This window comes from Rhodococcus sp. MTM3W5.2, from assembly GCF_001984015.1.
Classification (GTDB): Bacteria; Actinomycetota; Actinomycetes; order Mycobacteriales; family Mycobacteriaceae; genus Rhodococcus_G; species Rhodococcus_G oryzae.
Genome location: NZ_CP019572.1, coordinates 4,866,458 through 4,887,106, shown reverse-complemented (window position 1 = coordinate 4,887,106; position 20,649 = coordinate 4,866,458). Strand labels below are relative to the sequence as shown.

Here is a 20,649-nt window from a genome sequence, read left to right as displayed (position 1 = left end):
CCAGCCCTCGGCGGGGTGTGCCCCGCGGCGGTGTCAGTCCGGGACGTTCGACCCGTGGCCGAGCTCGCGCAGCGTCGCCTTGATGGTGGCCTGTGCCTCGTCAAGGGACTCCGGCGAGGGGTTCGGGTCGGCGCCCGAGATGTTGAAGTCCCCGAGGCTGAACGCCGGGAACACGTGCAGGTGCAGGTGCGGCACCTCCAGCCCGGCGATCAGCAGGCCGGCGCGCGGGGCGTCGAACCCCTTGCGTACCGCCTGTCCGATGATCTGCGCGACCTTCGTGCACTTGGCGAGCACCTCGCCGTCGAGGTCCTGCCACTGGTCGATCTCGGCGCGCGGGACCACGAGCGTGTGGCCCTGGGTGATCGGGTTGATGGTGAGGAACGCGACGACCTCGTCGTCCTCCCAGACGAACCGGCCCGGGAGGTCGCCGGCGATGATCATGCTGAAGACGGATGCCATGCCGCGATTATGCCGGGTGACCCGTTACGTCGGCGAGATGCACTTTGGCGTCGTCGTAGCCGGCGGTGCCCGCGGCTTCGGCCGAGGTGTAGATCAGGTGCAGCACCCCGGTGGTGAACGTCTGGGCGGAGATCAGGCGCAGTGGGATCGGCGCGCCCTCCTCGAACAGTCGCTTACCGCTGCGCAACGCGATGGGGTGCACGAGCAGATGCAGCTCGTCGATCAGCCCTGCTGCCAGCAACTGCTGGACGATCGACGGGGAACCGCTCATGGCGATGTCCGTCGCGCCCTGCTGCTGCTTGAGCTCGGTGACGGCGTCGACCAGCGAGCCCGCCAGCTGTTCGGAGTTGCGCCAGGTGAATTCGAGATCCTGATGGGAGACGACGATCTTGCGGGCATCGCCGAGGGCCTTGGCCATGCCCGCGTCCTCGCCGCCCTCGGCTTCCCGCCCCGGCCATGCCCCGGCGAAACTGTCGTAGGTCTCGCGGCCGAGGAGCAGGGTGTCGGCCGACGCGAGCTGTGCGCCGACGGCCGCGCCCATCTCGTCGTTGAAGTAGGGGAAGTGCCAGTCCTGAGGTTCGCCGACGATGCCGTCGAGCGAAATGAACAGGCCTGCGGTGATTCTGCGCATGGGAGTGCTCCTGGCGGTGTTGTCGGGATGGGTGGATCAGACGGCGTATTTTGCTGTACCGGTGAGGAATTCGCCGGCGGGCGGAGTGAGGAGCGCGATGTTCGGGTTGTGACTCAGCTTGGCCAGTTCCACGTGCTGGGCGTTGGGAAGGACCGCGGTGATCGCGCGAGCGGCGGTGCGCAGCAGATCGCCGCTCTTTCCGCCGGAGATGACCAGGGTCGGCACGGTGATGTCGGACCAATCCGCGGCACGCAACGGTTCACCGCGCATGTAGTCGCCCATGACAGCCCAGTCGTGGGCCGTCGCAGGGGCGGTCGCCTTCAGGCTCTTCCAGAACGGCGTGAACCGCATGACGGCGACGAAGGGTCGGGGCATGCCCATGGCGTGGGTCATGTAGAACTTCACGACCTCGGCGCGGCGGTCCTCGGCGATCAGCTTGTGCAGCGTCACATCAAGATTCGCTGCGGGAACGAAGTCCTCGTGGTTCACGACGAACGGCGGCTCGAAGGCGATGACCTTGGTGATGCCGGCCACCCGGCCCGAGGCGGCCGCCAGCAGTGCGAGTCCCGCGCCGGAAGACCAGCCGAACAGGGCGGCGGATCCACCCGTCGCCTCGACCAGAGCGGCGATATCGTCGATCTCGTTCTCGACGTCGTACACGCCCGGCGAATCGCTGCTGTCGCCCCGGCCGCGGCGGTCGTAATTGATGACGGTGAGACGGTATTCATCGGCCAGCTTCTGGGCCAGTTCCACCATTTTCGGGAAGGTGCGGTAGCTGAATGCACCACCGACGAGAATGACTGTTCCGGCATCGCCGCCGACGTAGCGGTCGAAGGCGAGCGTGATTCCGGCTGGCGTGGTGATGGATTCCATGATCTGAGTCCTTTCGTCGAACTCTCTTGTCACCCTGCGGTGGGTACAGCAATAGAGACGGCGGTCGACCCGGTTATCCATCGCCACCGCGATGTGATGTAGGTCACAACGGGCGTCCGCAGGAAGTTGCCAGCCACGGTCCAGGGACACCACAGGTTCGGCCGCGATTGTGGGCCGCATGACGAACTCACTGGTCCGGGGCGAGACGGCACCCGAACCGCCACCGGACACTCAGGCCGTGGCGCTCGACGTGGTCATCCCGGTGTACAACGAGGAACGCGACCTCGAGCGCTGCGTGCGGCGGCTGCGCTCGCACCTCGACGCGTCGGTTCCGTACCCGAGCCGAATCACCGTCGCGGACAACGCGAGCACCGACTCGACCCTCGCGGTCGCGGCGCGGCTCGCCACCGAGTTCGACGGGGTCCGCGTGGTGCATCTCGACGAGAAGGGCCGCGGCCGGGCACTGAGCGCGGTGTGGGGCGGATCGGACGCGCAGGTCGTCGCGTACATGGACGTGGACCTGTCCACCGACCTCAACGCGTTGCTGCCGCTGGTGGCGCCGCTGCTGTCCGGGCACTCGGATCTCGCGATCGGATCGAGGCTCTCCCGCTCGTCACGGGTGGTGCGCGGGCCCAAACGCGAGGTGATCTCCCGCTGCTACAACCTCATCCTGCGCGGCGCCCTGCGGGCGAGGTTCACCGACGCCCAGTGCGGCTTCAAGGCGATCCGGACGGACGTCGCGCGCCGGCTGCTGCCCCTGGTGCAGGACACCGGCTGGTTCTTCGACACCGAACTGCTGGTGCTGGCCGAGCGGGTGGGTCTGCGGATCCACGAGGTGCCGGTGGACTGGGTCGACGACCCCGACAGTTCCGTCGACCTCGTCGCCACCGCGCTCGCCGACCTCAGGGGGGTGGTGCGGGTGGGACGGGCGCTGGCCACCGGCGCCCTGCCGGTCGCCGCGCTGCGGGAGGGGCTCGGCCGCGAGCCGCTGGTGCCGGGCGTGCCGCGCGGGATGGTCGGGCAACTGGTCCGGTTCGCGGTCGTCGGGGTCGCCTCGACCCTCGCCTACGCGATGCTCTACCTGGCGCTGCATCCCGTGATCGGCGCCCAGGCGGCGAATCTCGTCGCGCTGCTCGTCACCGCGGTGCTCAACACCGCCGCCAACCGGGCGTTCACCTTCGGGGTGCGCGGCCGGTCGGATGCCGCCAAACACCAGGCCAAGGGCCTCGTGGTGTTCGCGTTCGGGTTGCTGCTCACCAGCGGATCCCTTTTCGCCCTGCACCGCTGGCTGCCCGACGCCTCCAAACACCTCGAACTCGCGGTACTCGTCGCCGCGAACCTCGTCGCCACCGTCACCCGGTTCGTCGCCTTGCGCTGGGTGTTCCGCAATCACCACGAAGGAGTCACGCCGTGACCACCACCACCGACGCACCGACGCACATGACGGCGCCCCCCGATCCCGTGCCGCCGCGCGCTCGGTGGGAGCCGTGGCTGCTCGCCGCGCTGCTGATCGGGACCGCCGTCGCCTACCTCTGGGGACTCGGCGCCTCCGGCTGGGCCAACTCGTTCTACTCCGCCGCGGTGCAGGCGGGTTCGGTGTCCTGGAAGGCCTTCTTCTTCGGCTCGTCGGACGCCGCGAACTCGATCACCGTCGACAAGCCGCCCGCCTCGTTGTGGGTGATGGCGCTGTCGGTGCGCGCGTTCGGCCTCAGCTCGTGGAGCATCCTCGTGCCGCAGGCACTGATGGGAGTCGCCACCGTCGCTCTGCTGTGGGCGACGGTGCGGCGGTACTTCGGCGCCGCGGCCGGGTTGCTCGCCGGGCTCGTCCTGGCGCTCACGCCGGTCGCGGTGCTGATGTTCCGGTTCAACAACCCGGACGCGTTGCTGGTGCTGCTCATGGTCGCCTCCGTCTGGGCGCTGCTGCGCGGCGTGTCGGACGGCCGGACCCGGTGGCTGGTGCTGGCGGGCGCGTTCGTCGGGCTGGGCTTCCTGACCAAGCAGCTGCAGGTCATGCTCGTGGTGCCGCCGCTGGCGCTGACCTACCTGCTGTTCGGCCCACCGAAGCTGGGCAGAAGGGTGCTGCAGCTGTTCGCCGCGCTGGCCGCGATGGTCGCCGCCGCCGGCTGGTGGCTGCTGACCGTGGAGCTGTGGCCGGCCGACTCCCGTCCGTGGATCGGCGGCTCGCAAGACAACTCGATCCTCGAACTCACCCTTGGCTACAACGGGCTCGGCCGACTCAACGGCAACGAGAGCGGTAGCGTCACACCCGGCGCGGGACCGGGCGCCGAGGCCGTCGGGATGCCACCGTTCGGCGAACCGCCTGCCGGTGGCCCGGGTGGGGCCGTCGGGATGCCCCCGTTCGGTGAACTCCCCGCCGGTGGTCCCGGCGGGATGTGGGGGGGTACCGGCGTCACCCGGATGTTCGACATCCAGCAGGGTGGACAGATCGCATGGCTGATGCCCGCCGCGCTCATTCTCGGCGTGCTCGGAATCGTGTTGTGCGGCAGGAGTGCCCGTGTCGATCCCCGGCGGGCGGCGTTCGTGCTGTTCGGGTCCTGGCTGGTCGTGACGGGGCTGGTGTTCAGCTTCATGGCCGGGATCTTCCACTCGTACTACACAATCGCCATGGCCCCGCAGGTAGGCGCATTGGTCGGCGCGGGTGCGGTGCTGGCCTGGCGCCGACGCGCCGACTGGCGGGTTCGTGTCGCTCTGGCTGTCACTGTGGCCGTGACCGCCGTGTGGTCGTGGGAGCTGCTCGGCCGAAGCGAGTCCTTCCTGCCCTGGCTGCGTTGGGCCGTGCTGGTAGTCGGGACTCTCGCAGCGGTGGCACTGCTGTGGCCGCGCCTGAGCGGATCGGTGGCAGCAGCGGTCGCGGTGGCGGGGGTGCTCACCGGGCTGGCGGGCCCGGCCGCGTACGCGGCCGACACCATCGGGACCCCACACGGAGGCGCGCTGCCCACCGCAGGTCCGAGTGCCGGCTTGGGCCTGCCGTTCGACCTCGGCGAATATGCCGGTGCGGGCTGGATGATCATCCAGGACGGCACGGTGATGGTGGGTCCGCCGCCCGGCCCCGCCGCCGGGACCCCGGGCCAGGGGCCCGCGCTGGGCGGACCCGCCGGGAACCAGCCGGACGCACCCGCGGGAAACCGGCTAGACGGGCAGGAACCGATGGATGGGGGCGGTCCCGGCGGCGGTTTGCTGCACGGCAGCGAGCCCACCGCCGAGATGACCGAACTACTCGAACGCGACGCCGACCGGTACACCTGGGTGGCCGCCACCGTCGGCTCGAACAGCGCCGCCGGCTACCAGCTCACTACCGGCCGCCCCGTGATGCCGATCGGCGGGTTCAACGGCAGCGACCCCTCGCCGACCCTCGAGCAGTTCCAGCAGTACGTGGCCGACGGCCGGATCCACTACTTCATCGGCGACAGCATGGAGATGGGCGGGATGGGCCCCGGCCAGGTCGGCACGGGCGCACAGATCGCAGAGTGGGTGAAGCAGAACTTCGCGGTGACCACCGTCGACGGGATGCCGATGTACGACCTGACCGCGCCGCGGGTACAGGCCGGGCCGTAGTCTGAGGTCCGTGCGCGTACTCGTTATCGGCTCCGGAGCCCGTGAACATGCCCTTCTTCTCGCCCTCGGGCGCGACCCGGGTGTGACGGCATTGTTCGCCGCACCCGGCAACGCCGGGATCGCGAAGATCGCCGAGCAGCACCCTGTGGACGTCGCGTCCGGGGAGGCCGTGGTGGCACTGGCGCAGAAGGTCGCCGCGGACCTGGTCGTGATCGGCCCCGAGGTGCCGCTGGTGGTCGGCGTCGCCGACGCGGTCCGCGCGGCCGGGATCGCATGCTTCGGGCCGTCCGCCGACGCCGCGCGGATCGAGGGTTCCAAGGCGTTCGCGAAGGACGTGATGGCGGCGGCAGGCGTGCGGACCGCGCACAGCGAGATCGTCGACAGCCCCGCCAACCTGGACGAGGCCCTTGACCGCTTCGGCCCGCACTGGGTGGTCAAGGACGATGGGCTGGCCGCAGGCAAGGGCGTCGTCGTCACCACCGACCGCGGCGCCGCCCGCGATCACGCCGCCGAGCTGCTCGAGACCGGGCACCCGGTCCTGCTGGAGTCCTACCTCGACGGGCCGGAGGTGTCGCTGTTCTGCCTGGTCGACGGCGAGACCGTGGTCCCGCTGCTGCCCGCGCAGGACCACAAGCGGGTCGGCGACGGCGACACCGGGCCGAACACCGGCGGCATGGGCGCCTACACCCCGCTGCCGTGGCTGCCCGAGGAGACGGTGACCCAGATCGTCGACGAGGTCGTCGTCCCGGTGGCCGCGGAGCTGGTCAAGCGCGGCAGCGGCTTCTCGGGGCTGCTGTACGCCGGACTCGCGATCGGCAAGGACGGCCCCGCCGTGGTCGAGTTCAACTGCCGCTTCGGCGACCCGGAGACCCAGGCGGTGCTGGCGCTGCTGGAGTCCCCGCTCGGTGAGCTCCTGAACGCCACCGCGACCGGAACCCTCGCGGACGTGGCCCCGCTGCGCTGGCGCGACGGTGCCGCGGTGACCGTGGTGCTGGCCGCCGAGAACTACCCAGGGCGTCCCCGCACGGGCGACGTGATCAACGGTTCCGACGCGGACGGTGTGCTGCATGCGGGCACCGGCCTGCGCGAGGACGGCGCCGTGGTGTCCTCCGGCGGCCGGGTGCTCAGCGTCGTCGGGGTCGGCACCGACCTGACCAGTGCGCGCGAGGACGCCTACGCCAAGCTCGCCGAGGTGCGGCTGGCAGGCGGGCACTTCCGCCGCGACATCGGGCTCGCCGCCGTCGAGGGCCGCATCACCATCTAGTTGGTCGTTGGTCCAGGTCGTCGACGCGTAAAACAGTACCGGCGATTGTGTTCTCGCACTGTCGTTTCCGCAATCCATTCCGGACTGTGAGCGGCGGCAGGATTACCGAACGGTAACGTGCGACTTCTCTCGTATAACAGGTTCCAGTTTTGTTGGCCCCTGACAGAGAGGTTCCGTTGAGCGAGTACCAGGCGTCGCGAGGCACGGCAGCGACCACTTTCAATCCCCAGCTCTCCCGCAGGAAGTTCATGGCGGCAACGGGTTTCGCGGTGGGGGCCGCGGCGCTCTCCTCCTCGTGGACCTCGGCGGCGGCATCGCCGCGGCGTGCCCTCAACAGCGGTGACCGGGTGCCCGCCCTGATCATCGGCAGCGGGTACGGCGGCGCGGTTGCGGCGCTGCGGCTGACGCAGGCGGGTATCGACACCCACATCATCGAGATGGGCCGGGCGTGGACGACGCCCGGCTCCGACGGCAAGATCTTCTCCCCGATGCTCACCCCGGACAAGCGGGCCTACTGGTTGAGGACCCGTACGGCGCAGCCGGTTTCGCACTTCTCGGGTGGCTCGGTGGACAAGGACATCGAGAAGTACGTCGGCGTCCTCGACTGCGAGAACATGGGCGGGATCAACGTCTACCAGGGCCGCGGGGTCGGCGGCGGATCGCTGGCCAACGGCGGCATGGCCGTGACGCCCAAACGCGGCTACTTCGAGGAGATCCTGCCCTCGGTCGACTCCAACGAGATGTACGGGACGTTCTTCCCGAGGGCGAATGCCGGTCTCGGCGTGAACAACATCGATCAGGCCTGGTTCGAGTCCACCGACTACTACCAGTTCGCGCGGGTCGGCAGGAAGACCGCGCAGCGCTCCGGATTCCAGACGACCTTCGTGCCCAACGTCTACGACTTCGACTACATGAAGAAGGAGGATGCCGGTCAGGTCGCCAAGTCCGCGCTGGCAGGCGAGGTCATCTACGGCAACAACGCCGGTAAGAAGTCGCTGGACAAGACCTATCTGGCGCAGGCATCGGCCACCGGCAAGCTCACCATCACCACGCTGCACGAGGTGACCAAGGTGGCGCCCGCCGCCAGCGGCGGCGGGTACTCGGTCGAGATGAAGCAGATCGACGAACAGGGCAACACCGTCGCGACCAAGACGGTCACCGCGGACAAGGTCTTCTTCGCCGCCGGCAGCGTCGGCACCAGCAAGCTGCTGGTCGCGATGAAGGCGCAGGGTCATCTGCCGAACCTTCCCGGTGCGGTCGGTCAGGGCTGGGGCAACAACGGAAACATCATGGTCGGCCGGGCCAACCAGGGCTGGGACCCGACCGGGGCCAAGCAGTCGTCGATCCCGACGATGGGCATCGACAACTGGGCCGACCCGGCCGGTCCGGTCTTTGCGGAGATCGCGCCGTTCCCTGCGGGCACCGAGCTGTGGGTCAGCCTCTATCTGGCGATCACCAAGAACCCGGAACGTGCCCAGTTCCAGTACAACTCGTCGACCGGCAAGGTGGGGCTGTCCTGGCAGGCCTCGCAGAACCAGCCCGGCATCAACATGGCCAAGCGGGTGTTCGACAAGATCAACTCCAAGGAGGGCACGATCTACCGCACCGACCTGTTCGGTGTGTACAAGACGTGGGGCGACGGGCTGACCTACCACCCCCTCGGTGGCTGCATCCTGAACCAGGCCACCGACAACTTCGGGCGGCTCCCGGAGTACCCGGGCCTGTACGTGATGGACGGGTCGCTGGTGCCGGGCAATGTCGGCGTCAATCCGTTCGTCACCATCACCGCCCTCGCGGAGCGGAACATGGCCACGATCGTCGCGAACGATCTGCATTAGTTCCACCGGTCGGTGAACGTGTTCTCAGAATATCGGGGCGCCCCGGCAGGGCCCCGGCCCGGTCCGTGGCGCCCCCGGTTTCCGAGAATCGTTGAACAGTACTGGTAATAGCGCTGTAGCACAGGGGTTTCGAGTATTTCGATATGAGCTGCGGGTTTTCGATTTATTACCGGTCGGTATTGCGAATCTCGACGCAGTCACGGCTGTATAACGAGTTCTACTTTATTGGCCCGTGATCAGAGAGGTTCCGTTGACCGAATACCAAGCGTCACGAAGCTATACAGCGACCACCAAGTCGCAGTTCTCCCGCCGTAGGTTCATGGCGGCGACGGGCCTGGCGGCGGGCGCCGTCGCCCTCGCGCCGTCGCTGGCTGCCACCACGGCCGCGGCATCGCCGCGTCGCGCCCTCAACACCGGTGACCGGGTGCCCGCCCTGATCATCGGTAGTGGCTACGGCGGTTCGGTGACCGCACTGCGACTGGCACAGGCGGGCATCGACGCCCACATCGTCGAGATGGGCCGGGACTGGGGCACGGCCGGTTCCGGGGTCTTCACCTCCACCACCTCGCCGGACAAGCGTGGGTTCTGGCTGAGAGACCGCACGGCGCAGCCGGTCTCGCACTTCATGGGCGTCTCGATCGACAAGCCCATCGAGAAGTACGTCGGAATCCTCGACTGCGAGAACATGGGCGGGGTCAACGTCTACCAGGGCCGCGGCGTCGGCGGCGGTTCCCTGGTCAACGGCGGCATGGCCGTCACGCCCCGGCGCGGCTACTTCGAGGAGATCCTGCCCTCGGTCGACTCCAACGAGATGTACAACGTCTTCTTCCCGAGGGCGACCGCCGGGCTCGGCGTCAACAACATCGACCAGGCCTGGTTCGAGTCGACCGAGTGGTACAAGTTCGCGCGCACCGGACGCAAGACCGCGGAACGGTCGGGCTTCAAGACCACCTTCGTGCCCAACGTGTACGACATGAACTACATGAAGCAGGAGGCGGCGGGCTCCGTGCCCAAGTCCGCTCTTGCGGGCGAGGTCATCTTCGGCAACCACGCGGGCAAGAAGTCGCTGCCCAAGACGTACCTCGCGCAGGCTGCGTCGACCGGCAAGGTCACCATCACCACCCTGCACCGCGTCACCAAGGTCGTGCCCAGCGGGGCCGGGTACTCCGTCGAGATGGAGCAGATCAACGAGCAGGGCGGTGTCGTGGCGACCAAGACGGTCACCGCGGACAAGGTGTTCTTCGCGGCGGGCAGCGTTGGCACCAGCAAGCTGCTGGTGGCGATGAAGGCGCAGGGACATCTGCCGAACCTGTCCGGCGAGGTCGGACAGGGCTGGGGCAACAACGGCAACGTCATGGTCGCCCGCGCCAACCACCTGTGGGATGCGACGGGCGGCAAGCAGTCGTCGATCCCGACGATGGGCATCGACAACTGGGACGACGCCGGGGGACCGGCGTTCGCGGAGATCGCGCCCTTCCCTGCCGGCGCCGACCTGTTCATCAGCCTGTACCTGTCGATCACCAAGAACCCGGAACGCGCGCAGTTCCAGTACAACTCGTCGACCGGCAAGGTCGGGCTGTCCTGGCAGACCTCGCAGAACCAGCCCGCGATCAACATGGCGAAGCGGATCTTCGACAAGATCAACTCCAAGGAGGGCACGATCTACCGCACCGACATGTTCGGTGGGTACAAGGTCTGGGGCGACAACCTCACGTACCACCCCCTCGGCGGCGCCATCCTGAACAAGGCCACCGACAACCACGGTCGGCTGCACGGGCACCCGGGCCTGTACGTGATGGACGGCGCGCTGGTGCCGGGCAACCTGGGCGTCAACCCGTTCGTCACCATCACCGCTCTCGCGGAACGGAACATCGCCGCGATCGTGGCGAACGACATGCACTGACACGAGCACCATCGGTACCGGATAACAGCATCCCCCTGCCGGCAGCGGCCCCGAGGATTCGATCCTCGGGGCCGCTGTCGTCGCGGTTGCGGTCGGTCAAACGGCCCGGGCGCTCAGTGCCCCGCGCCCGAAGTCTTCTTGCGCTTGCCGGGGCCCACGCGGCGCCTCGCGGCGTTGTCGCAGGTCCAGGTAGAACCCCGCTACCTGGACCTGCTCCGCCTTGCGACGCATCCACGTGGATCCCCGGCAATCATCAATGGACTTCGAGCGCAAGGCACTAGCCTCGTCCCGGTGCGAGAAGAGTCCCAGCGATCCCAGGTCCCCACCTTCCATGTGATGGACGTCTGGAAGGCCGCCACCGAGCGGGCCCGAACCCACGGCGATGTCCTGACGCTGGCAGCGGGGCAGCCGTCCACCCAGGCGCCCGGCCCCGTGCTGCGTGCGGCGCACGAGGCGCTCGGCGCCCAATTACTCGGCTACACCGAGACGTTCGGGATCCTGCCGCTGCGGGAGGCGATCGCCGGGTACCACAGTGCGAAGTCGTCGATCGAGGTCGATCCGGACGAGGTCGTGGTGACCACCGGCTCGTCCGGCGCCTTCACCCTGATCTTCCTCGCGGCGTTCGACGCGGGCGACACGGTGGTGGTGGCGCGGCCCGGCTACCCGGCGTACCGCAACACGCTCACCGCGCTCGGCTGTCGGGTGCTCGAACTCGACTGCGGGCCGGACACCCGATTCCAGCCGACGGTCGCGATGCTCGAGGCGCTGGACGAGCCGCCCGCAGGTCTGGTCGTCGCGAGCCCGGCCAACCCGACCGGCACCGTCATCGACCCGACCGAACTCGCCGCCCTCGCTCGCTGGTGCGAGGAGCACGGCACCCTGCTGATCTCCGACGAGATCTATCACGGGATCGAATTCGGTTCCGGCCACTCGGCGACCGCGTCGGCCTGGGAGAGCTCGCGCGAGGCCGTCGTGGTCGGCTCGGTCTCCAAATACTTCTCGATGACCGGCTGGCGCCTCGGCTGGATGCTGGTGCCCGCGTCGCTGCGGCGCGCGCTGCAGCGACTCGCCTCGAACATGACGGTGTGCCCGCCCGCGATCTCGCAGTATGCGGCGGTCGCGGCGTTCACCGACGAGTCCATGGCCGAGCTGGACGGGCATGTGCGGCGGTACGCGGCGAACCGTGACCTGGTGCTGGCCGCGCTGCCTACACTGGGAATCACGGACCTGGCCCCGGCGGACGGCGCCTTCTACGCCTACGCCGACATCGGCCATCTCACCGACGATTCGACGGCCTGGTGCGCGGAACTGCTCCGGGAGACCGGGGTGGCGCTGGCGCCGGGCGTCGACTTCGACACGGTCCGCGGAGACCGGACCGTGCGGATCTCGTTCGCCGGCGCGACGGCCGACGTGGAAGAGGCCCTGGAGCGATTGGGGCGAAGTGCTGCACTCGGACACTGACGGGACGGCGGCCTCGCCCGCGCCCGCTCAAACGAAATCGACTCGGCGCAGCGCTTCCGCTGGCACGATGGGCCGGGTGTCTTCCGCGGCGACTCCCAAGGGCGAACGACGTCGGATGGCGCTCGTCGAGGCCGCGGCCGACCTGATGCTCGAGGGCGGGTTCGAGGCGGTCCGCCATCGGGCGGTGGCGCAGCGCGCCGGCCTGCCGCTCGCGTCGACCACCTACTACTTCGATTCCCTCGACGACCTGATCGCGCGGGCGGTGGAACTGAGCGGTAGCCGGGAGATGGACGCCATGCGCGCCCGGATCGACCAGATCGCGCAGGCCGACCGCGACTCCGCGGCCGTCGTCGAACTGATCATCGAGCTGTTGGTGGGCCCGATCGAGGGCGTCACGCGAGAACACCTCATCGCCAGGTACGAGTGCTTCATCGCGTCCGCGCGGCATCCGCAGCTTCACGAGGTGCAGAAGCGGCTGCGGGTCCAGTTCGACGATGCCCTCGGCGACGTGCTGCGCCGGTCCGGACGGCAGGTCCGGCAGGAGGGCCTGCGCAGGCTGATCTGCGTGGTGGACGGGGCCATCGTCGGGGCGCTGAGCGAGTCCGACCCCGACCCCGAGCAGCTGGCAAGAGAGATGCTGTCGGAGGTCATCGAGGTCGCGGCGCCGCCGCTCCCGCAGGAGGAGCAGGAGCAGTAGCCGCACGCCCCGGGTGGCGCGGCTGCCGGTCCCGCGGGCGGCGGCCGTAAACTGGGCGCTCGTGAGCCGCATCCCCAACGTCCTTGCCAACCGATACGCCAGCCCCGACCTGCGGGAGCTGTGGTCGCCCGAGCACAAGATCGTGCTGGAGCGTCAGCTGTGGCTGGCGGTGCTGCGGGCGCAGGCCTCGCTCGGCATCGACGTGCCCGAGGACGCGCTCGCCGACTACGAGCGGGTGCTGGAGCAGGTGGACCTCGACTCCATCGCGGACCGCGAGCGGGTGACCCGGCACGACGTCAAGGCACGGATCGAGGAGTTCAACGCCCTCGCCGGACACGAGCACGTGCACAAGGGCCTGACCAGCCGCGACCTCACCGAGAACGTCGAGCAGCTGCAGATCTTCCGCTCGCTCGAGCACGTGTACGCGCACGGCGTCGCGGTCGCGGCGCGGCTCGCCGAGAAGGCCGCCGAGTACTCGTCGCTGGTGATGGCGGGCCGCAGCCACAACGTCGCAGCGCAGGCCACCACCCTTGGCAAGCGTTTCGCCTCCGCCGCGGACGAGGTGCTGGTCGCGCTGACCCGCCTGCGCGAGCTGATCGACCGGTACCCGCTGCGCGGCATCAAGGGCCCGATGGGCACCGCCCAGGACATGCTCGACCTGCTCGGCGGCGACACCGAGAAGCTCGACTTCCTCGAGGCGAAGGTCGCCGAGCACCTCGGCTTCGCCCACGTGCTGACCAGCGTCGGTCAGGTGTACCCGCGCTCGCTGGACCACGACGTGCTGTCCGCGCTGGTCCAGGTGGGTGCGGGCCCGTCCTCGTTCGCGCACACCATCCGCCTGATGGCGGGCCACGAGCTGGTCACCGAGGGCTTCCAGCCCGGCCAGGTCGGCTCGTCCGCGATGCCGCACAAGATGAACACCCGTTCCTGCGAGCGGGTCAACGGCCTGCAGGTCGTGCTGCGCGGCTACGCGTCGATGGCCGCGGAGCTGGCAGGCGCGCAGTGGAACGAGGGCGACGTGTTCTGCTCGGTGGTCCGCCGGGTGGCGCTGCCGGACGCGTTCTTCGCGATCGACGGACAGATCGAGACCTTCCTGACCGTGCTCGACGAGTTCGGCGCGTACCCGGCGGTGATCGAGAAGGAACTCACCCGCTACCTGCCGTTCCTGGCCACCACCCGGATGCTGATGGCCGCCGTGCGTGCGGGCACCGGCCGCGAGACCGCGCACGAGGTCATCAAGGAGCATGCGGTCGCCGTCGCGCTGGCGATGCGCGAGGACGGCCGCGAGCCGGACCTGCTCGACCGCCTGGCCGCCGACGACCGCTTCCCGCTGGACCGCGCGCAGCTGGACGCCGCGCTGGCCGACAAGTCCGCCTTCATCGGCGCTGCCGAGTCCCAGGTGGCCACGGTGGTGCGGCGGGTCGGTCTGCTGGTGGAGCAGAACCCCGAGGCGGCGAAGTACTCGCCGTCGCCCATCCTGTAGGCGGCTTCGCCGCCTGTGCGCGGTTGACGAGTGTCTGGACTCGTCAACCGCGCACAGGCGCGTCAGCGCAGTTTGTCGAGGATGCGGCGCAACTCGGCGCGATCGTGCCCATCGAGCGCCGCGAAGAAGTCCTCGGCATCGTCGGCGCGCGCCGTCTCGAGTTCGCCGATGATGCGGAGGCCGGCGTCGGTCAGGCGGACGCACGTGGCGCGCCGGTCGGCGGCGTCCGGGACCCGCTCGGTGAGCCCCCGTTCCTCGAGCCTGTCGACGACCTCGGTCGCGGACCGCGGCGCGATGCGCAGCGCCTTCGCGACGTCGCCGAGCCGAGGATTCCTGTCGGTGTCGCGGTAGATCACCTGCAGCGCGCGGTATTCGTGCGGCGACAGCTGCCAGGGCTCCAGTGCGACGAACCAGCGTCGGCGCAGGGCGCGGGCGCTGGACATCAGGAGATCCCGGAGGGTGTCGGGGTGCTGCTGGTCCATGGTGACTTAGGCTACCTCACTTGACAGGCACCTCATAGTGAGGGAACCTCAGTATGTCTTACCCCGACATACCGAGAGGGGTGGTTGTATGACAAGCCCCCGAAGCGGCGAGCCCGGACCGGGTCCCCGCTCACGCAAGATCGATCCCGCCGACCGCGCCCAGCTGGCCGAGTCGCCGGTGAGCCTGCGCCGGATCGGCGCCCTGTTCTCGCCCTATCGACCGCAGATCGCCGTGGTCACCGTGCTGATCATCGCGGCCTCCGCCGTCTCACTCGCCAACCCGTTCCTGGTCCGCGCCGTCATCGACAAGGCCATCCCAGATCAGGACGTCACGCTGCTGGTGTGGGCGGTGATCGGCATGCTCGCGGTGACCGTCGTCGGCTCGGTGCTCGGTGTCGTGCAGACCTGGATCTCGACCACGGTCGGCCAGCGCATCATGCACGGACTCCGGACCCGGGTGTTCGCGCACCTGCAACGGCAGTCGCTCGGCTTCTTCACCCGTACCAGGGGAGGGGAGATCCAGTCCCGCCTCACCAACGACATCGGCGGCATGCAGACCGTGGTCACCTCGACCGCCACCTCGATCGCCTCCAACGTCACCACCGTCGTCGGCACGGCCATCGCGATGGCCGTGTTGAGCTGGCGGCTCTCGCTGCTCTCGCTGATCGTGCTGCCGCCCGCGATCTGGTTGACCCGCAAGGTCGCCCGGATGAGACGGGAGATCACGGCGCAGCGCCAGCGCACCCTCGCCGACATGCAGACGCAGATCGAGGAGTCCCTGTCCATCAGCGGAATCCAGCTCGGCAAGACGCTGGGGGCGGGCCCCGCGATGTCGGAACGCTTCGCGGACACCTCGCACCTCCTCGCTGATCTCGAGGTCAGGTCGCAGCTCTCCGGCCGCTGGCGGATGGCCACGATGAACATCGTCTTCGCCGCCATCCCGGCGCTGCTCTACCTCGCGGCGGGCCTGCCGGCGACGTCCGGCGGCATGACCATCGGCACCCTGGTCGCCTTCACCGGGCTGCAGGCGGCGCTGTTCCGGCCGCTGATGAGCCTGCTCGACGTCGGTGTCTCGGTGACCAGTTCGCTCGCCCTGTTCAGCCGCATCTTCGAGTACCTCGACCTCCCCGTCGAGATCGACGACCCCGAGCACCCCGTGCACCTGCGCCGCGAGGACGTGGCGGGCGCGGTTCGGTTGGACGACATCTGTTTCCGCTACGAGGGGGCGGACCGCAACGCCCTCGACTCCGTGAGCATCGAGGTGCCCGCCGGGTCCTCGCTCGCCCTGGTCGGCGAAACCGGTTCGGGCAAGACCACTCTCGCCTCCCTGGTTGCGCGCCTCCACGACCCAAACACCGGCTCGGTGAGCATCGACGCGGTCGACCTGCGGTCGATCCCGTTGGCGGAACTGTCCGAACTGGTCGGCGTCGTCTCCCAGGAGACGTACCTGCTGCACGCCACCATCCGCGAGAACCTGCGGCACGCCAGGCCCGATGCCACCGACGCCGACATCGAGGCGGCGGCGCGCGACGCCCAGGTGCACGAGCTGATCGCGTCCCTGCCCGACGGCTATGACACCGTCGTCGGCGCGCGCGGTCACCGGTTCTCGGGCGGCGAGAAGCAGCGCATCGCGATCGCGCGCACCCTGCTGCGCGATCCGCGGGTGCTGATCCTCGACGAGGCGACCAGCGCGCTGGACAACGAGACGGAGCGGGCAGTGCAGTCCGCGCTCGACACCGTCAGCCGGGGACGCACCACGATCACCATCGCGCACCGGTTGTCCACGATCCGCGACGCGGACCAGATCGTCGTTCTCGATCGCGGACGCGTCGCCGAGCGCGGTACCCACGACGAGCTGGTCGAGCTCGGCGGTCGGTACGCGGCGCTACTGGCTCGCGGCGGCCACGCCGGCGCGGCGGCCGAAGAACGTGCCGTCGCCTAGCGACGTGCCACTGATGTAGCCCCAGGAGTGCAGCCCCGAGGTGGCGCGGCCCGCGGCGAACAGCCCCTGGATCGGGTCGCCGTCGAGGTCGAGAACCTGGCCGTCGACGGTGGTGCACAGCCCGCCGATGGTGAACACCTCCGCGCCGCCGCGGCCCGCCTCGCCGTACTCCGGCGGGGCGATGCCGCGCTGGACGTCGATCGCGGCGAACGGCGACTGCAGCGGTCGCAGCCACGTCGCGGACTTGTGGAAGTACGGGTCCTCGCCCTCGGCGGCGTGCCGGTTGTACTCGCCGACGGTGGTGACCAGAGCGCCGGGCGGCATGCCGATCTGCTGCTCCAGCTCCTCGAGCGTCTCGGCCACGAAATGCGGTTGTACGCCCCAGCGTTCGTTGGCCGGCACCTCCTCGTAGGCCTGCTCGTCGAGGATCACCCACACCTTCAGTCCGTGCTTGTACAGCGCCGCCTGCCCGACAAGGCCGGGGTAGACGTCCTCGTTGATGAAGCGCTGGCCGACGCTGTTGACGATCATGCCGCGCACCATCATCCCGGGGATCAGCGAGATGCCGACCTGCCCGGCGGACATGTGCTTGACGGCGGCGCCGACGGCCTGGGCCATCACGATGCCGCGGCCGTCGTCGCCGCCGTCGCTGTTGACGCCGAGCCCCACCAGTTGCGGCGCGTGCTGCGCGACCATCTCCGCGTTGTCGGCGAATCCGCCGGTGGTGAGCACAACGCCGCGTCGCGCCCGGTAGGCGTATGTCTTGCCGTACTGGCGGGCGAGGACACCCACCACCCGGCCGGCCTCCACGATCAGCCGGGTCGCGTAGGTGTCGGTATGCACAGCCGCGTCGGTGGCCGTGACGGCCTCGGACAGCTTGTGCATCAGGACCTTGCCGCCGAACCCGTCGGAGGTGACCCGGTGTCCGCGGGGCGCGGGCCTGGCGAGCTCCGCGAAGGGATAGGAGTTCTCGCCCATCCACATCAGGCCGTCGTCGGTCGGCGGTACCCAGGTAGGGGAGTTCCACAGCGACGGCTTGAACGGCACGCCGTGCTCGACCAGCCACTGGTAGTGCGCGACGCTTTCCCGGCTGTAGAGGCCGACCTTCTCCTTGTCGGCGTCGGGTCCGAGGGCGGCCAGCAGGAACGCCTCCATGTCCTGCGCGGAGTCCTCGAATCCGCAGGCCCGCTGGATCTCGGTGCCGCCGCCGAGGTACATCTCGCCGCCGGACAGCGCCGACGATCCGCCGCCCCCGCTGGCCTTCTCCAGGATGATGACCTCGGCGCCCGCGGCCGTCGCCTCCAGGGCCGCGGCCGCGCCCGCGCAGCCGTAGCCGACTATCAGGACGTCGGTCTCGTGGTCGAAGTGTTCGACGTCGCCCGCATCGAGGGGCGCCACCGGATTGCGTGCGCTCATGTCGCAACTCCCATCCACTGTCGGTGGGCATACCCTAGGACCATCGCGCCGGACCGAGAAGGGGATTGCCCGTCCACCGGGAAGACCCCGGGGGCCTATCATCAATCCCCATGAGCCACTGCATATTCTGTGCCATCATCGCGCGCGAGGCGGAGGCGAGCCTCGTGTACGAGGACGAGCACACCGTGGCGTTCATGGACATCCGCCCGTTCACCCCTGGCCACCTGCTGGTGGTCCCGAAGCGGCACGCGTCGGGGCTCGCGCAGCTCGACCAGGAGGACGGCGGCCGCATCTTCGCCGTCGGCCAGCGATTGGCGGCCGCGTTGCGGGACAACGGCACCGACGCGGCGGGCCTGCCCGCCGACGGCCCGCGCGCCGACGGGGTGAACCTCTTCCTCGCGGACGGCGCAGTCGCAGGCCAGGAGGTCTTCCACGTGCACCTGCATGTCATCCCGCGCACCTCAGGCGACGGTTTCGGTCTCCGCGGCCGCCCCGTCGCCGCGCGTCGGCCGGATCTCGACTACCTGGCCGGTGCGCTCCGCCGCAGGCTCGACTCGGTATAGGCGATCACATGGACAAGACGACCGGCCCCGCGCTGCACCGGCTCTTCCCGGAACTCGAGGCGACCCTCCCGTACCGCAGGCTCGGCTCCGGCCCGACCCCGATCACCCACCTGGATGGGCTGGGCCCGGCGAACCGGCTGTGGTGCAAGGACGAGGGCGTGTACGGGGCAGGCGGCTGGGGCGGCAACAAGGTGCGCAAGCTGGAATGGATCATCCCGGATGTCCTCGCCCGTGGTTCCCGGCAGATCTTCAGCGTTGGCGGCCAGGGCACCAATTGGGGGCTGGCGACGGCGCTGTACGCCCACGAGTTCGGCATCGACACGGCCCTGGCCCTGATCGATCAGCCGATGGACGAACACGTGCACGCGCAGCTCGAACGGTTGCGGCGCTCCGGTGCCGCACTGCATTTCACCCGGACGAAGGCCCGCACGATCGCGGCGGCGCCGTGGCTGTTGCTGCGGCACGCGCGTGGCGGACGCCTGCCCTACTTCCTGCCCGCGGGCGGATCCTCGCCCCTCGGGACGCTCGGCTATGTGGAGGCCGCGCTGGAGCTGGCCGCGCAGATCGAGGCGGGTGCGATGCCGGAGCCGACGCACGTGGTGACCCCGGTGGGCTCGGGCGGCACCGCAGCAGGGCTGCTGCTGGGGCTCCGCCTGGCAGGCCTGCGCACCCGGGTGGTCGGGGTGGTCGTCAACGACACCCTGCCGCTGGCCGAGCGGGACCTCGTCGGGCTGGCGCACAAGACCGCGCGGCTGCTCACCCGGCGCGGTGCCGCGCTCGGCCCGGTCGAGTTCGAACCGGGAGCGCTCACGGTCACCCGCGACTGGCTCGGGCCCGGATACGGCTTCGCGACGCCCGAGGGGTCGGCCGCGGAGCGGATCGGCGCGGACCACGGGCTGACCCTCGATTCCGTCTACACCGCGAAGGCACTCGCGGGCGCGCTGGCGTTGGACGCGGACGGCGCTCTTGGCGACGGGCCGGTCCTCGTCGTCGACACCTACGGCCCGCGGGGCGACTGAGCGATCAGCGGTCGCGACCGCGGTCCGCGTGACCCAGGTCCCGCTCCGGCGCCACCACGTCGCGCACGAGCTGCTTGAGCGTGACGATGTCGGGAAAACCACCGTCGCGCTTGCGATCCCACAGCAGGTCGTCGCCGATCGTGATCCGGAAGACGCCGCCGGTGCCCGGGATCAGGGCCACCTCGCCGAGGTCGGTGCCGAACGTGTTCAGAAGTTCCTGCGCCATCCAGCCGGCCCGGAGCAGCCAGTTGCACTGCGTGCAGTAGGTGACGGTGACGCGGGGCGCGGCGGTGGTCATGCCTCCAGGGTGTCAGACATCCGCCGCGCACCGCTCCACTCGGTGATGGGTCTTGCCTCGACCAGGTGTTCGTCGACGAACCGTTCGACCCGGTCGGCGCGCAGTTCCGCGTACCAGGTGTTGTCGGGATACACCGCCATGACGGGCGCCTGCGAGCACGGGAACAGGCAGCCGGTCTGGGTGACGAGGACGTCGTCGTCGCCAAGACCGCGGGCCTCGAGCGCGCGGTCCAGTGCCTGCGCGGCCTCCGGGCCGCCGCGGGCCGAGCAGCGCGGACCCCGGCACACCAGGACGTGCCGAGCGAAGCCCGGCACCTCGTCCCACGCGGGGGAGGTGAGGGGAGCGGTGGTGGTGCGGGCTGCGGAGGTGGGGCCCGAGATCGCGGCGTCGAGCAGGTCGACGTACGTGTCGGTGTCGCTCAGCGGCCCGGCGAGGCGGACGTCGGGGACGTCCGGTCCGCGCTCGCGCAACCAGTGCCCGACGACGCGGCGGAACCACGCGTCCATCTTGCGGTCGAGCACGGTCTGGGCACTGACCACCACGACCTCGGTGGCGCCTGCCGCGGCCGCCTCGTCGAGCGCCGTGGTCACGGATGTCCCCGAGCCGCCGAGCACCGCCGTCACGAAGACGGTGTCCGGGTGCCGGTCCCGCAGCGCTCGCAGCGCCCCGAGTACCTGGTCGCGTGGATCGGCGCCGCGATCGGTCGGCGCGGTGACGATCACCCACCGATTCCGCTGAATCATG

18 protein-coding genes are annotated in these 20,649 nt (G+C 69.6%); 11 read left to right on the top strand and 7 right to left on the bottom strand.

What is annotated here, in order from left to right:
* Nucleotides 1-33 precede the first annotated feature (33 nt).
* The 3 genes from BTZ20_RS22280 to BTZ20_RS22270 are packed head-to-tail and all read right to left on the bottom strand — an operon-like array spanning nucleotide 34 to nucleotide 1,963.
* Nucleotides 34-459, bottom strand: coding sequence for an HIT family protein (locus tag BTZ20_RS22280; protein ID WP_077042853.1), 426 nt, complete (start codon nucleotides 457-459; stop codon nucleotides 34-36).
* A gap of 7 nt (nucleotides 460-466) precedes the next feature.
* Nucleotides 467-1,090 carry a dihydrofolate reductase family protein gene (locus tag BTZ20_RS22275; protein WP_077042852.1) on the bottom strand — a complete coding sequence of 208 codons (624 nt, stop codon included), beginning with the start codon at nucleotides 1,088-1,090 and terminating at the stop codon, nucleotides 467-469.
* Nucleotides 1,091-1,126: 36 nt separating this feature from the next.
* Complete coding sequence (locus tag BTZ20_RS22270) at nucleotides 1,127-1,963, bottom strand: alpha/beta fold hydrolase (protein ID WP_077042851.1); 837 nt, start codon at nucleotides 1,961-1,963, stop codon at nucleotides 1,127-1,129.
* Between the two features lie 178 nt (nucleotides 1,964-2,141).
* Here BTZ20_RS22270 and BTZ20_RS22265 point away from each other — a divergent pair, with 178 nt between their 5' ends.
* The 8 genes from BTZ20_RS22265 (at nucleotide 2,142) to purB (ending at nucleotide 14,185) form a co-directional block, all read left to right on the top strand.
* A complete protein-coding gene (locus tag BTZ20_RS22265) occupies nucleotides 2,142-3,377 on the top strand; it encodes a bifunctional glycosyltransferase family 2/GtrA family protein (protein WP_083742791.1) in 1,236 nt (411 codons plus the stop codon).
* On the top strand, nucleotides 3,374-5,539 hold the full coding sequence (locus tag BTZ20_RS22260) for a glycosyltransferase family 39 protein (protein WP_077042850.1): 2,166 nt from the start codon (nucleotides 3,374-3,376) through the stop codon (nucleotides 5,537-5,539). The genes BTZ20_RS22265 and BTZ20_RS22260 overlap by 4 nt, the downstream gene beginning before the upstream one ends.
* A 10-nt stretch (nucleotides 5,540-5,549) precedes the next feature.
* On the top strand, nucleotides 5,550-6,803 hold the full coding sequence (gene purD / locus BTZ20_RS22255) for a phosphoribosylamine--glycine ligase (protein WP_077042849.1): 1,254 nt from the start codon (nucleotides 5,550-5,552) through the stop codon (nucleotides 6,801-6,803).
* Between the two features lie 248 nt (nucleotides 6,804-7,051).
* Nucleotides 7,052-8,641, top strand: coding sequence for a GMC oxidoreductase (locus BTZ20_RS22250; protein WP_189636530.1), 1,590 nt, complete (start codon nucleotides 7,052-7,054; stop codon nucleotides 8,639-8,641).
* 319 nt (nucleotides 8,642-8,960) lie between these two features.
* Nucleotides 8,961-10,544: a GMC oxidoreductase gene (locus BTZ20_RS22245; protein WP_189636529.1), complete on the top strand. Its 1,584-nt coding sequence runs from the start codon at nucleotides 8,961-8,963 to the stop codon at nucleotides 10,542-10,544.
* Between the two features lie 291 nt (nucleotides 10,545-10,835).
* On the top strand, nucleotides 10,836-12,005 hold the full coding sequence (locus BTZ20_RS22240; RefSeq protein WP_077042847.1) for a pyridoxal phosphate-dependent aminotransferase: 1,170 nt from the start codon (nucleotides 10,836-10,838) through the stop codon (nucleotides 12,003-12,005).
* Between the two features lie 76 nt (nucleotides 12,006-12,081).
* Nucleotides 12,082-12,702, top strand: coding sequence for a TetR/AcrR family transcriptional regulator (locus BTZ20_RS22235; protein WP_189636528.1), 621 nt, complete (start codon nucleotides 12,082-12,084; stop codon nucleotides 12,700-12,702).
* A 61-nt stretch (nucleotides 12,703-12,763) separates the two neighbouring features.
* Nucleotides 12,764-14,185 (top strand): adenylosuccinate lyase, encoded by a 1,422-nt coding sequence (purB, locus tag BTZ20_RS22230; RefSeq protein ID WP_077043904.1) that lies wholly within the window; start codon nucleotides 12,764-12,766, stop codon nucleotides 14,183-14,185.
* Between the two features lie 62 nt (nucleotides 14,186-14,247).
* Here the strand turns inward: purB and BTZ20_RS22225 are convergent, their stop codons facing one another.
* Nucleotides 14,248-14,667 (bottom strand): MarR family winged helix-turn-helix transcriptional regulator, encoded by a 420-nt coding sequence (locus tag BTZ20_RS22225; RefSeq protein ID WP_077042845.1) that lies wholly within the window; start codon nucleotides 14,665-14,667, stop codon nucleotides 14,248-14,250.
* An 88-nt stretch (nucleotides 14,668-14,755) separates the two neighbouring features.
* Here BTZ20_RS22225 and BTZ20_RS22220 point away from each other — a divergent pair, with 88 nt between their 5' ends.
* The gene (locus BTZ20_RS22220; protein WP_077042844.1) at nucleotides 14,756-16,609 is read left to right on the top strand and encodes an ABC transporter ATP-binding protein; all 1,854 of its coding nucleotides are present in this window, start codon (nucleotides 14,756-14,758) and stop codon (nucleotides 16,607-16,609) included.
* Here BTZ20_RS22220 and BTZ20_RS22215 read toward each other — a convergent pair.
* A complete protein-coding gene (locus BTZ20_RS22215) occupies nucleotides 16,553-18,025 on the bottom strand; it encodes an FAD-dependent oxidoreductase (RefSeq protein ID WP_077042843.1) in 1,473 nt (490 codons plus the stop codon). The two genes, BTZ20_RS22220 and BTZ20_RS22215, sit on opposite strands and share 57 nt — an antisense overlap.
* Nucleotides 18,026-18,135: 110 nt before the next feature.
* On the opposite strand from BTZ20_RS22215, the gene BTZ20_RS22210 reads away from it, so the two are divergent.
* Nucleotides 18,136-18,588 carry an HIT family protein gene (locus tag BTZ20_RS22210; RefSeq protein WP_077042842.1) on the top strand — a complete coding sequence of 151 codons (453 nt, stop codon included), beginning with the start codon at nucleotides 18,136-18,138 and terminating at the stop codon, nucleotides 18,586-18,588.
* Nucleotides 18,589-18,596: 8 nt separating this feature from the next.
* Nucleotides 18,597-19,607: a 1-aminocyclopropane-1-carboxylate deaminase/D-cysteine desulfhydrase gene (locus tag BTZ20_RS22205; RefSeq protein WP_077042841.1), complete on the top strand. Its 1,011-nt coding sequence runs from the start codon at nucleotides 18,597-18,599 to the stop codon at nucleotides 19,605-19,607.
* Between the two features lie 4 nt (nucleotides 19,608-19,611).
* On the opposite strand, the gene BTZ20_RS22200 is transcribed toward BTZ20_RS22205, so the two are convergent.
* A complete protein-coding gene (locus tag BTZ20_RS22200; RefSeq protein ID WP_077042840.1) occupies nucleotides 19,612-19,905 on the bottom strand; it encodes a SelT/SelW/SelH family protein in 294 nt (97 codons plus the stop codon).
* Nucleotides 19,902-20,648 carry a (2Fe-2S) ferredoxin domain-containing protein gene (locus BTZ20_RS22195; protein WP_411269164.1) on the bottom strand — a complete coding sequence of 249 codons (747 nt, stop codon included), beginning with the start codon at nucleotides 20,646-20,648 and terminating at the stop codon, nucleotides 19,902-19,904. The genes BTZ20_RS22200 and BTZ20_RS22195 overlap by 4 nt, the downstream gene beginning before the upstream one ends.
* Nucleotide 20,649 lies beyond the last annotated feature (1 nt).

What these genes read in the sequence shown, in the direction of transcription:
- BTZ20_RS22280 (WP_077042853.1), bottom strand. Translation starts at nt 459, where the DNA reads ATGGCATCCGTCTTCAGCATGATCATCGCCGGCGACCTCCCGGGCCGG.
- BTZ20_RS22275 (WP_077042852.1), bottom strand. Translation starts at nt 1,090, where the DNA reads ATGCGCAGAATCACCGCAGGCCTGTTCATTTCGCTCGACGGCATCGTC.
- BTZ20_RS22270 (WP_077042851.1), bottom strand. Translation starts at nt 1,963, where the DNA reads ATGGAATCCATCACCACGCCAGCCGGAATCACGCTCGCCTTCGACCGC.
- BTZ20_RS22265 (WP_083742791.1), top strand. Translation starts at nt 2,142, where the DNA reads ATGACGAACTCACTGGTCCGGGGCGAGACGGCACCCGAACCGCCACCG.
- BTZ20_RS22250 (WP_189636530.1), top strand. Translation starts at nt 7,052, where the DNA reads ATGGCGGCAACGGGTTTCGCGGTGGGGGCCGCGGCGCTCTCCTCCTCG.
- BTZ20_RS22245 (WP_189636529.1), top strand. Translation starts at nt 8,961, where the DNA reads ATGGCGGCGACGGGCCTGGCGGCGGGCGCCGTCGCCCTCGCGCCGTCG.
- BTZ20_RS22225 (WP_077042845.1), bottom strand. Translation starts at nt 14,667, where the DNA reads ATGGACCAGCAGCACCCCGACACCCTCCGGGATCTCCTGATGTCCAGC.
- BTZ20_RS22220 (WP_077042844.1), top strand. Translation starts at nt 14,756, where the DNA reads ATGACAAGCCCCCGAAGCGGCGAGCCCGGACCGGGTCCCCGCTCACGC.
- BTZ20_RS22215 (WP_077042843.1), bottom strand. Translation starts at nt 18,025, where the DNA reads ATGAGCGCACGCAATCCGGTGGCGCCCCTCGATGCGGGCGACGTCGAA.
- BTZ20_RS22210 (WP_077042842.1), top strand. Translation starts at nt 18,136, where the DNA reads ATGAGCCACTGCATATTCTGTGCCATCATCGCGCGCGAGGCGGAGGCG.
- BTZ20_RS22205 (WP_077042841.1), top strand. Translation starts at nt 18,597, where the DNA reads ATGGACAAGACGACCGGCCCCGCGCTGCACCGGCTCTTCCCGGAACTC.
- BTZ20_RS22200 (WP_077042840.1), bottom strand. Translation starts at nt 19,905, where the DNA reads ATGACCACCGCCGCGCCCCGCGTCACCGTCACCTACTGCACGCAGTGC.
- BTZ20_RS22195 (WP_411269164.1), bottom strand. Translation starts at nt 20,648, where the DNA reads ATGATTCAGCGGAATCGGTGGGTGATCGTCACCGCGCCGACCGATCGC.